At 64.3% G+C, this 10,746-nt stretch carries 9 protein-coding genes; 4 read left to right on the top strand and 5 right to left on the bottom strand.

Annotation, left to right across the window (positions count from 1 at the left end):
* The first annotated feature begins 149 nt into the window (after positions 1 to 149).
* Together OCK01_RS18380 and OCK01_RS18385 are read left to right on the top strand one after the other, a co-directional pair.
* A complete protein-coding gene (locus tag OCK01_RS18380; protein WP_412179031.1) occupies positions 150 to 1,244 on the top strand; it encodes a D-alanyl-D-alanine carboxypeptidase family protein in 1,095 nt (364 codons plus the stop codon).
* Positions 1,244 to 2,422, top strand: a complete 1,179-nt coding sequence (locus OCK01_RS18385) for a CobW family GTP-binding protein (RefSeq protein WP_263825168.1) — start codon at positions 1,244 to 1,246, stop codon at positions 2,420 to 2,422. Before OCK01_RS18380 ends, OCK01_RS18385 begins: the two co-directional genes overlap by 1 nt.
* A gap of 15 nt (positions 2,423 to 2,437) precedes the next feature.
* Here OCK01_RS18385 and OCK01_RS18390 read toward each other — a convergent pair whose 3' ends face one another.
* From OCK01_RS18390 to OCK01_RS18405, 4 genes are all read right to left on the bottom strand, one after another.
* Complete coding sequence (locus OCK01_RS18390) at positions 2,438 to 3,073, bottom strand: exopolysaccharide biosynthesis protein (protein WP_263825169.1); 636 nt, start codon at positions 3,071 to 3,073, stop codon at positions 2,438 to 2,440.
* Positions 3,074 to 3,084: 11 nt separating this feature from the next.
* A complete protein-coding gene (locus OCK01_RS18395; protein WP_263825170.1) occupies positions 3,085 to 3,396 on the bottom strand; it encodes a DUF1476 domain-containing protein in 312 nt (103 codons plus the stop codon).
* A 44-nt stretch (positions 3,397 to 3,440) separates the two neighbouring features.
* Positions 3,441 to 3,752, bottom strand: coding sequence for a hypothetical protein (locus OCK01_RS18400; protein ID WP_182828189.1), 312 nt, complete (start codon positions 3,750 to 3,752; stop codon positions 3,441 to 3,443).
* Between the two features lie 116 nt (positions 3,753 to 3,868).
* On the bottom strand, positions 3,869 to 4,033 hold the full coding sequence (locus OCK01_RS18405) for a hypothetical protein (RefSeq protein ID WP_182828190.1): 165 nt from the start codon (positions 4,031 to 4,033) through the stop codon (positions 3,869 to 3,871).
* A gap of 1,335 nt (positions 4,034 to 5,368) precedes the next feature.
* On the opposite strand from OCK01_RS18405, the gene OCK01_RS18410 reads away from it, so the two are divergent.
* Both OCK01_RS18410 and clpB read left to right on the top strand, forming a co-directional pair.
* Positions 5,369 to 5,560 carry a hypothetical protein gene (locus OCK01_RS18410; RefSeq protein WP_263825171.1) on the top strand — a complete coding sequence of 64 codons (192 nt, stop codon included), beginning with the start codon at positions 5,369 to 5,371 and terminating at the stop codon, positions 5,558 to 5,560.
* A 203-nt stretch (positions 5,561 to 5,763) separates the two neighbouring features.
* Positions 5,764 to 8,367 (top strand): ATP-dependent chaperone ClpB, encoded by a 2,604-nt coding sequence (gene clpB, locus OCK01_RS18415; protein ID WP_263825172.1) that lies wholly within the window; start codon positions 5,764 to 5,766, stop codon positions 8,365 to 8,367.
* A gap of 61 nt (positions 8,368 to 8,428) precedes the next feature.
* On the opposite strand, the gene OCK01_RS18420 is transcribed toward clpB, so the two are convergent.
* Positions 8,429 to 10,375 carry a M23 family metallopeptidase gene (locus OCK01_RS18420; protein ID WP_263825173.1) on the bottom strand — a complete coding sequence of 649 codons (1,947 nt, stop codon included), beginning with the start codon at positions 10,373 to 10,375 and terminating at the stop codon, positions 8,429 to 8,431.
* Between the last annotated feature and the right edge of the window lie 371 nt (positions 10,376 to 10,746).

The following is a 10,746-nucleotide window of genomic DNA, read 5'->3' on the forward strand; positions in this document are numbered from 1 at the left end:
GCGATCCTTTCTCGGAGCGTCGACGCGCGGGGGAGGCGCGAAAATGACCGGAAGAATAAAATACTTCTGCCATCTCCTTGCCATATAGGCTAAATACCGCCCGGTAAAGAAAGTTCTATGATGGCGATCGACGAGGCGAAGACGCGATGATGGCGGATGTCCGGCAAGGCGTGAACAGACTGCTCGCAGTGACCTTGGGTTTGGGCCTTGCCCTGGGCGGAACGCTGGCCGAAGCCGGTCCGCATATCCTGGTCGACATGAAGAGCGGCAAGGTGATCGAACACGAAGACGCCTTTCAGAAGTGGTATCCAGCCTCGCTGACCAAGCTGATGACGGCCTATGTCGCTTTCCGCCAGATCGAGGCCGGCCGGGCCTCGCTGTCGACGCCGGTGGTGATGAGCAAGCTGTCGGCCGCCCAGCCCGCCTCGAAAATGTATCTCAAGGCCGGCGATTCCATGACGCTCGACGACGCGCTCAAGCTGCTGCTGGTCAAATCGGCCAATGATATCGCCTTCGCCATCGCCGAAAATCTCGGCGGCTCGGTGGAGAATTATGTCGGCATGATGAATGCCGAGGCCGCCAATCTCGGCATGAGCTCGTCGCATTTCATCAATCCCAACGGCATGCCGGGCAAGGGCCAATACACCACCGCCCGCGATCTGGCGATCCTGACGTTGACGCTGCGCCACCGCTATCCGCAATATGCCGGCTATTTCGGCATCGAAGGCCTGCAGGTCGGCAAGAAGCAGATCCCCAATTACAACAAGCTGATCGGCCGCTTCGAGGGCGCCGACGGCATGAAGACCGGCTTCATCTGCGCCTCTGGCTTCAACCAGGTCTCGACCGCCACCCGCGACGGCCGCCAGGTCCTCTCGGTCGTGCTCGGCTCCGACAGTCTGGTGGCGCGCGCCGAATTGTCGGCCTCGCTGCTCGAAAAGGGCCTGTCGATCAATTCCGACGGCGGCATGCCGCGCATCGACCGGCTGCCGGCTTACGGCGCGGGTCGCGAGGCGGTCAGCGACATTTCCGACGACATCTGCCCCAAGAAGGGCAAGAAGAAGGTGCGTTCGGAAGGCCATGACGATGTCAGCATGAAGGTCAAGTCGCCCTATCTGAAGCCGATCGGCCGGCCGCTGGTGCTGTCGCTCGTCACCATCACGCCGGCGGGCAAGCCGGCCAAGAGCGCGGCCGGCGATGATGTCATCGCCAATATCCCGATCCCCGAGCCGAGGCCGATCAACTGATGGCCGCGCCGGCCGATCGCATCCCGGTCTCGATCCTGACCGGCTTTCTCGGCGCGGGCAAATCCACGCTGCTCAACCGTTTGCTGAAACAGCCCGAGATGGCCGACGCCGCCGTCATCATCAACGAGTTCGGCGAAGTCGGCATCGATCATCTGCTGGTGGAAGCCTCCGATTCGGTCGTCGAATTGTCGAATGGCTGCCTGTGCTGCACGGTGCGCGGCGAGTTGACGGACACGCTCATGAACTTCCATGAAGCGATTGCGAGCGGCCGCATGAAACCGCTCTCGCGCGTGGTGATCGAAACCACCGGGCTCGCCGATCCCGCCCCGGTCATCCAGTCGATCATCGGCCATCCCGATCTCGCCCGCGTCTTTTCGCTCGACGGCGTCATCACCGTGGCGGATGCGGTCAACGGCGTCTCGACGCTGGAGCGGCATGAGGAAGCGCGCCGCCAGGCGGCGCTCGCCGATCGGCTGATCCTGTCCAAGAAATCGCTGGCCTCGGACGAGGCCGCCGCCGCACTGATCGCGCGGCTGCGCGGGCTCAATCCGCGCGCCGAACTGATCGACGGCGATTCCGCCCGCGCGGGCGCCTATGACACCTTCTCCGCCGGCCTGTTCGACGCCCGTACCCGCACCGCCGACGCCGCCCGCTGGCTGGCCGACGCCGCCGCGCAGGACGATCACGATCATGTCTGCGACGATCATTGCGGCCATGATCATCACCGGCATCTCCGTCATCATAATGACGACCACCCTCACCACGGCGAGCACGACCATCATCACGGCGCTCACCACCATCACGATCAGGCGATCCGATCCTTTTCGATCACCCATGACCGGCCGATCGATCCTGCCGCCATCGGCATGTTCGTCGATCTGCTGCGTTCTGCGCATGCGGAAAAGCTGTTGCGGATGAAGGCCATCGTGCAGCTGAGCGACGATCCCGACCGTCCCTTGGTGCTGCATGGCGTGCAATCGGTATTTCATCAGCCGGAGCGGCTGGCGTCCTGGCCCGGCGAGGACAGGCGCACCCGCATGGTGGTGATCACCCAGGATCTCGACGAAGACTTCGTCCGCTCGCTGTTCGACGCCTTCACCGGCCGCCCCCGGATCGATCGGCCGGATCGGCAGGCGCTCGAGGATAATCCGCTCGCCATTCCCGGTCTGCGGCTCTAGGCGTCCGAGCGCGGATCAACCGAACAGATAGAGCGTGGCTTCCGCCGCGCCATAGACCAGCGCCGCGGTGGCGCCCAGCGCCACCAGCGTCATCGCCAGCCCACCGATCACCGCCAGTCCATCGCGCTGGATCAGCGCCGTGGAGATCACCATCAGCGCCAGCACCGGCAGGAAATTGCCGAAGGGAATGGGCAGCGCCACCGCCACCGCCAGCAGGAACACCGGCAGGCCCAGCATCCGCTGCACGCCGAGCCCCGTCAGGCCCTTCATCCGGTCGCGCTTCAGGAAGCGTTCGACCCGCGCCATGATCGGCGCGGTATAGCGGAAGGTCACGTCCAGCACGCGGGCTGAAATGCGCCGCCGGCCGAGAAAGCCCGGCAGCCAGATATGCCGCGCGCCGGCCATGATCTGCAGCGACACCAGCGCCAGCACCGTGCCGAACACCACGCCGAACGGGCCGGGGATCGGGCAGAGCGGCGGCAGCGACAGGATGAGGATGGTGAAGGCGATGCTGGTGCGGCCCATGGCCCCTACCACCTCGTTGAGGCTGAGGCTGCCATCGGGTGTCGCCGCGGCGCGCGCCACCAGACGTTCGAGCGTCTCCGTGGCAACGCCGCGGCGGGGCGGTTGCTGTTGTGTCGTATCGTCCATTCCGTCGCCTGTCAGTCGGTGCACCAGGTCTCGCGAAGCGCCTGCTTGTGACAAGTCCTGAGGGCGCTTTCGAGTTCCCTTTCGTCGATGGCGACGCCGCGTTCGGCGAAATCCGCCTTCAGTTGGCGCAGCACATCGGCGTCGCCGGGCTCTTCGTGATCCACGGCATGCAGCATCTCGGCATAGGCCGCGATCTCCCATGCGGACAGCGCAAGTCGCTCCGCCGCCCAATGGGCCATCAGCGCGTTGCGGCGGGCGCGAATATTGTCGTTGTCTACGTCATCAGCGGGTTCGCGACGAAGCGCGGCGGTATGAGGGGGCATCATTGTCTCCAGGGAATGCATGTCGATCTCCATAAAAGCGGGCGTCAGGCTTCGCCCGCCTCTTCGCCGGATTCGCCCTTCATCAGCGAAAGCGCGGTCTGGCAGGAGGCGGGCCCGTCGGCGAGCAGGGATTCGGGCGAGGTCAGGCCGGTAGCGACGCTGAAGGCGGTGGTGGCGGCCCACCAGTAGTCGCCGGAGGCCTTCTGGATCAGTTGCGGGCCGATGGCGCCGGCGCAATCGCGGACGATCGCCGCAGTCTCGGGCGCGGATTTCAACCCGGCGATCTTGCCGTCGAGCTCCGCTGTCAGCGGATCGATGACGAAGAAGGCGATCAGGGCGGCGATGAAGTCGGACATTCAGTTTTTCCTTTCGGGCCTCTCCGGCGCGGCCTTGGGGCTCTGCGTCGCGGATGGAGGTGGGGGATGAGTTTGAGGCGCATTCCGCGCGCAGGCCTGCTCTGGCCCGCGGCCGGTCATAGCCGCGCGGCGCTGGCCGGCTGGCGATAGATAGTCGCGGGAAACCGTCCCGACGCCTGACGCGGCTCGGAGCCATCCAGCCCGGGGCGGGCGGGCAGGGGATTGCGAGCGCCTGTGGTCAGGGGCGCGCGGACATGCGTCGTCATGGGGAAAATGGTCATGGCCCAGATCCTCTCGCCGGCAATCGCTGTCGGTAAGGTCCGACATCGTAAAAGCGCCGGCGGCTTCTACCAGAGGGGCCCGGACCAGGGTCGAGCCTAATCTGGGGAGTGATTCCGGCCTTTTCTAGACGGGAATGCGGAAAATTTTCGGATTTTGGGGAGGACTGGTATTGGGCGCGGTTGGCGCCCCGATCGCCCTTCTCCCCGCTAATCGCGGGGAGAAAGTGGCGGCAGCCGGATGAGGGGCTGTGCACGCCGTCAACCGTGTACAGACTAAAACCCTCGTCGTCGTCATGCTCGGGCCTGTCCCGAGCATCTGCAACGGCTTGATTTTGTTCACTGTCTTGGATCCTCGGGACAAGCCCGAGGATGACGACAGAGCGGGGGAAACCCCTCCCCAACCCCTCCCCACAAGGGGGAGGGGCTCGCGCCGCCTCACCCGCCGAGCCAAATCGGCCTCTCGTCCGCAGCGCTGACCTGTGGCGCGCCGGCGGCAGCCCCGAGTTAAGCCCCTCCCCCTGTGGGAGGGGTGGGGGAGGGTCTTCTCCAAAAAATCATCCTCCCAAAAATATTTTCATCCCCCACCATCCCACGCCCCCTATCCTGTCTCTCGTCCTGTCATCGGCTACACCGCGAGGCGTCGCGGCGAGATGGGGCCGGCGCTGGGGGAAGGGGGACGACGTGGCCCTCTTTCTCCGGGGCTTCGAGAAACGACGACCCCCGAAAACTGGGGACCTGGGCGTGAAAGCGTCCCCCCAGGGTGGCGCCTCGCAAGGGACGTCATAGTAAGGCCCGCTTTAGAGGCGGATTACCCGCAGGCTCGACCTGCGGCGACGAGCGTCAAGTTCGAGGCACAAACCGCCGAATGCGGGGCGCGATGAGCGTCATATTAAACTCACTTAACGAGGCGTTCTTCGCGCCCCGGCCGAGCCCTCATGGGCGAAGCGAGACAATGACGGACAACTCCGGGCGGGATGACGCGGCGGAGCGATTTGGCGCGCGGAACAGCTGCCTTTGCAAAGGATTGCGGATCATGCCTGATCATGACGATGAGCATATGGAAGACTTTCTGCTGGCGGTGGACCGTAGGATGACCGCACGCCATTGCCGTTTTTTCCAAAAGCCGTGTCGTAGCCGCTACTGCCGGCGCGCCCAGTCATGCCAGAGAATCGAGAGTCCGGGCGCTCGATTGACCTGTCATTCCGACAGTCAGTTCGCCTCGAACCTCAACCGCGTCAGGCTCATCATTCTCGATATTTTTCGAGCGCGTCATCAGATCATTCGCCGGCCCGACCTCTGGAGGAATTTGCGGAATACAGGGGTATTGTGCTGGCCATGACGACTCTCCATCCGCGGAGCCCGCAATACTGGCGCTTCGAGGCCTGGCGCTCGAATTTTGAAAGCCTGGAAGCGCGCCGTAAGGCCGGAGAATTCGACAAGCCCGTCGACACGCAGGCGATCCTCACCGAGGCCCGGGCGGAACTCGCCGAAACCGAGGCGATGCTGAAAAAATACAACATCGATTGATCGCCGGGGCAGGTCTTCTTGACGAAGCGCAAGCCTCGCAAAACAAACAGCAAACATGGTCTTTTCCGCCCTCTTTATTTTGATCGGGGTCATTCCCATATGCGGCTCAAGAAGCGAAAGACTTCCCGGGCCCGCCACGAATGGGGGCTCGATCCTGACAGACGCCGCGCGCCTCAAGGGCGCGGCGGGAAACGGAGACGATCATGAACTTGCAGAAATATTCCGAGCGCGTGCGCGGCTTTCTCCAGAATGCGCAGACCCATGCGCTGGGCGAAGGCCATCCGCAATTCACCGCCGAACATGTGCTGAAGGCGCTGCTCGACGACGACCAGGGCATGGCGGCCTCGCTCATCACCCGTGCCGGCGGCGACCCTAAGGTCGCCAAGCTGGCCAATGACGAAGCGCTGCGCAAGCTGCCCAAGACCTCCGGCGGCAATGGCCAGATCTCGCTGGCGCAACCGCTCGCCCGCGTGTTCAACACAGTGGAAAACGCCGCCAAGAAGGCCGGCGACAGTTTCGTCACCGTCGAACGCCTGCTGGTGGCGCTCGCGGTGGAAGCCTCCGCCTCGACCGCCGACAGCCTGAAAAAGGCCGGCGTCACCGCGCAATCGCTCAATCAGGTGATCAACGACATTCGCAAGGGCCGTACCGCCGATTCGGCCAATGCCGAACAGGGCTTCGATTCGCTCAAGAAATACGCCCGCGACCTCACCGCCGAGGCCCGCGACGGCAAGCTCGACCCGGTGATCGGCCGCGACGACGAAATCCGCCGCACGATCCAGGTTCTGTCGCGCCGGACCAAGAACAATCCGGTGCTGATCGGCGAGCCCGGCGTCGGCAAGACGGCCATCGCCGAGGGTCTGGCGCTGCGCATCGTCAATGGCGATGTGCCCGAAAGCCTCAAAGACAAGAAGCTGATGGCGCTCGACATGGGCGCGCTGATCGCCGGCGCCAAATTCCGCGGCGAATTCGAAGAGCGCCTGAAAGCCGTGCTTAACGAAGTGCAGGCGGAAAATGGCGAGATCATCCTGTTCATCGACGAGATGCACACGCTGGTCGGGGCCGGCAAGGCCGATGGCGCGATGGACGCCTCCAATCTTTTGAAGCCCGCGCTCGCCCGCGGCGAATTGCATTGCGTCGGCGCGACCACGCTCAACGAATATCGCAAGCATGTGGAAAAGGACGCAGCACTCGCCCGCCGCTTCCAGCCCGTCTTCGTCGAGGAGCCCAAGGTCGACGACACGATCTCGATCCTGCGCGGCCTCAAGGAGAAATACGAGCAGCATCACAAAGTGCGGATCTCCGATTCGGCGCTGGTGGCGGCCGCGACGCTGTCGAACCGCTACATCACCGACCGTTTCCTGCCCGACAAGGCCATCGACCTCATGGACGAGGCGGCGTCGCGGCTGAGGATGCAGGTGGATTCGAAGCCCGAAGAACTCGACGAGCTCGATCGCCGCATCATCCAGCTCAAGATCGAGCGGGAAGCGCTGAAGAAGGAGACCGACCAGGCCTCGCGCGACCGGCTGGAAAAGCTGGAAGCCGATCTGACCGAGCTCGAGGAAAAGGCCGATGCGCTGACCGCCCGCTGGCAGTCGGAAAAGCAGAAGCTGGGTCTCGCCGCCGATCTCAAGAAAGCGCTCGACGACGCGCGCAACGAACTCGCCATCGCCCAGCGCAAGGGTGAGTATCAGCGCGCCGGCGAACTGGCCTATGGCACGATTCCGTCGCTCGAAAAGCAGTTGCAGGACGCCGAAAGCCGTGAGGGCCAGGGCGCGGCCATGGTGCAGGAGGTGGTCACCCCCGACCATATCGCCCATGTCGTCTCGCGCTGGACCGGCATCCCGGTCGACAAGATGCTCGAAGGCGAACGCGACAAGCTCTTGCGCATGGAAGACATGCTGGCCGCCTCCGTCGTCGGTCAGGGCGACGCCGTGCAGGCGGTGTCGCGCGCTGTTCGCCGCGCCCGCGCCGGCCTTCAGGATCCGAACCGGCCGATCGGCTCGTTCATCTTCCTCGGCCCCACTGGCGTCGGCAAGACCGAGCTGACCAAGTCGCTGGCCCGCTTCCTGTTCGACGACGAGACCGCGATCACGCGCATGGACATGTCGGAATATATGGAGAAGCACTCCGTTTCCCGGCTGATCGGCGCGCCTCCGGGCTATGTCGGTTACGAGGAAGGCGGCGCGCTGACCGAAGCCGTCCGTCGCCGACCCTATCAGGTCGTGCTGTTCGACGAGATCGAAAAGGCCCATCCCGACGTCTTCAACGTCCTGCTGCAGGTGCTCGACGACGGCCGCCTGACCGATGGCCAGGGCCGCACCGTCGACTTCAAGAACACGATCATCATCATGACCTCCAATCTGGGCGCGGAATTCCTCACCCAGCTCGGCGAGAATGACGAGGTCGACAGCGTGCGCGAGATGGTCATGAATGTGGTCAAGGCCTCGTTCCGGCCGGAATTCCTCAACCGCGTCGACGAGATCATCCTGTTCCATCGCCTGCATCGCAAGGAGATGGGCGCGATCGTCGAAATCCAGCTCACCCGCCTCGCCAAGCTCTTGGCCGATCGCAAGATCGTGCTGGAACTCGGGCAGGACGCCCGCGCCTGGCTGGCCGACAAGGGGTACGACCCGGTCTACGGCGCGCGTCCGCTGAAGCGGGCGATCCAGCGCTATGTGCAGGATCCGCTGTCGGAGCGGCTGCTGTCGGGCGAATTCGCCGATGGATCCAAGATCCATGTCGCGGCGGGATCGGACCGGCTGTTGTTCTCGGCCAAAGCCGTCGACGCCCAGGCCGCAGCCTGACACAGAAAACGACAACGGGGGCCGCAAGGCCCCCGCTTCATATTCATGGCCTGCGCCCGGATTACTGGCTCGCCACCTGCTTGGCCTCGCCCTTTTCGAGCAGGTCGTCGATGCGCTTGCGCTCGTCCTCGAATTTCGCCAGCGCCTCGCCCTTCAGCGCCTTGCCCGCCGGCAGGCGGATGCGTTGCGGATCGACCTTGTTGCCGTTGACGATGACTTCGTAATGCAGATGCGGGCCGGTCGATTGTCCCGTCGTGCCGACCCATCCGATCACCTGGCCCTGCCGCACCTGCGCGCCGGGCGCCACGCCCTTGGCGATGGCCGACTGGTGATTATAGGAGGTGACATAGCCGTTGGGATGGCGGATCAGCGTCTGGTTGCCATAGCCGCCGCGGTCCCAGCCGGCCTTTTCGACGATGCCGTCGCCGGCGGCGATGATCGGCGTGCCCCTGGGCGCCGACCAGTCGACGCCGGTATGCATGCGCATATAGCCGAGGATCGGATGGCGGCGCATGCCGAAGCCCGAGCGGAACGCGCCGCCCGGCAGCGGATTGCGGATCAGGAACTGCTTCAGGCTCTTGCCGTTCTGGTCGTAATAATCGACCGACAGATCGGTCGGGTCCTGGAAACGATAGAGCCGCGTGTCCGAATCGCCGAATTTGGCGTGCAGGAACAGCAGTTCCGATTCGTCGGTCGCTTCACCGCTCTCGTCCTCGGCGGAATAGAACGCTTCGAGCTGGTCGGTCGCCTTGAGCCGCGCCTGGAAATCCACCGCCGGCGCCAGCAGCCGGATGACCCGCGACACCATCCGCTTGTTCATGCCGTAGGAGAGCGCGGCGCGGTAGATTCCGTCATAGACTCTCGGCAGATCCTGATTGCCGGCCACGACCGGCGGCGCATCGTCGAAGGCGCTGGTCACGGCGGCGAGGTAGGGCGGCTCCTGGCCGGTCACGAATTTGCCCTTGTCGTCGATCGCCGCCGTCAGCTGGTGACGGCCGTCGCGGTAGAGGCTGACGCGGACGATGCGGGCCTTTTCGGCCTGCTGCAGCACGCCGACGCGGACGACATCGCCTTCGGCGAGCTCTCGGCGCTGGGTGACCGAGGCGAAGAAGTCCTCGACATCGCCGGCCTCCGCTTTCGCATAACCGGCGCCCACCATCACGGCGCTCAGCGTCGCGCCGACGCGCACGGGGATCACGTCGTCGGCATATTCGGGCATTTGCGGGGTGACGGCGGCGGATTCGGTCACCGACATATTCTCTTCGACCACCTTGGCCGACAGCCGGCCGAGAATGTCGATGCCGTTGTCGCCGGAGGCGAAGCGCTGGGGGTCGACATAATAGAGCGTCGCCACCTTGGCGTCGTCGGAAGTCAGCAGCGAACCGTTGGTGCGGACATTTTCCTCGACCTCTTCCAGCGACATGGACTGGGCGAGCGGCAGGTCGGACCGGTCGGTCCGGAAGTCCTCGACCTCGAGCGACACTTCCGATTCGACGTCCGATCCGTAAAACACCGGGGACGGAGCGGCGGAGGCGGGCGTCTCGCCTTCGGAGGCGATGTCGAGCGGATCGAAACGGGGATAGGACTGGTCTATCTGGTAATTGGCCGCCAACGCCATCTTCACATGCGCGAACGGCAGCTTGCGCACCACCTGTTTGTCGCCCTCGACGATCACGGTCGGCACGTCCATCACCGCTTTGTCGGCCGGCTTGGCGGCGAGCAGGGAGGAAATGAGCCGCGCGCCCTTGCGGGAGGAGGAAAGCTGGGCGTCGCGATCATTGGGAAGCGGTTGATTCATCGCCGAGGCTTCGGCCGGCGTCGCGAGGATTTCCCGGCCCTCGAGGGCGGCGAACAGCGCCACGCCCATCAGCACCGAGCTGGTCAGCCCGGTCAACACGGTGCCCGACAGCCAGCGCAGGGAGACTTCGCGCCGGTCGGGCGTACGGCGGCCTTCCGCCAGAATCGGCGGTTCTTCGCCCAGAGACCGGATGATCTTCACTTCTTGCATGGAAACCGCTTTTTTCCCGTCGCGTTCGGCGCGGAGACAATGACTGCATCAATCGCCCCCCCAAGTCAAATCCGCGCCTCTATAGAGAGAACACACTCCAACAAGGGGCGGCAACAAGGGGCGGCTTGTGCGCCGAGAATGTGAAATTAAAGCGGCGAAAGCGATCCCGAAACGCGGGCCTGTGGATGAGCGCGCCGCAACAGCCTGAAACTCTCGCGCTTTCAAAAAAACTTCACAAAGGCGCAAAAAAGCCTTTGACAGGTCAGGGGGACGCGACTATAAACCGCTTCAAGACGACGGGGGCGGCGGTTGCTTCTAGCGGCAGGCGCGCTCGTCTCTGAATTCTGGCTGAAGCGGATGTTTCGGCGGTG

The organism is Rhizobium sp. TRM95796 (assembly GCF_025779995.1).
Taxonomy (GTDB): domain Bacteria; phylum Pseudomonadota; class Alphaproteobacteria; order Rhizobiales; family Rhizobiaceae; genus Rhizobium_E.

What these genes read in the sequence shown, in the direction of transcription:
- OCK01_RS18380 (WP_412179031.1), top strand. Translation starts at nt 150, where the DNA reads ATGGCGGATGTCCGGCAAGGCGTGAACAGACTGCTCGCAGTGACCTTG.
- OCK01_RS18385 (WP_263825168.1), top strand. Translation starts at nt 1,244, where the DNA reads ATGGCCGCGCCGGCCGATCGCATCCCGGTCTCGATCCTGACCGGCTTT.
- OCK01_RS18390 (WP_263825169.1), bottom strand. Translation starts at nt 3,073, where the DNA reads ATGGACGATACGACACAACAGCAACCGCCCCGCCGCGGCGTTGCCACG.
- OCK01_RS18395 (WP_263825170.1), bottom strand. Translation starts at nt 3,396, where the DNA reads ATGCCCCCTCATACCGCCGCGCTTCGTCGCGAACCCGCTGATGACGTA.
- OCK01_RS18400 (WP_182828189.1), bottom strand. Translation starts at nt 3,752, where the DNA reads ATGTCCGACTTCATCGCCGCCCTGATCGCCTTCTTCGTCATCGATCCG.
- OCK01_RS18405 (WP_182828190.1), bottom strand. Translation starts at nt 4,033, where the DNA reads ATGACCATTTTCCCCATGACGACGCATGTCCGCGCGCCCCTGACCACA.
- OCK01_RS18410 (WP_263825171.1), top strand. Translation starts at nt 5,369, where the DNA reads ATGACGACTCTCCATCCGCGGAGCCCGCAATACTGGCGCTTCGAGGCC.
- clpB (WP_263825172.1), top strand. Translation starts at nt 5,764, where the DNA reads ATGAACTTGCAGAAATATTCCGAGCGCGTGCGCGGCTTTCTCCAGAAT.
- OCK01_RS18420 (WP_263825173.1), bottom strand. Translation starts at nt 10,375, where the DNA reads ATGCAAGAAGTGAAGATCATCCGGTCTCTGGGCGAAGAACCGCCGATT.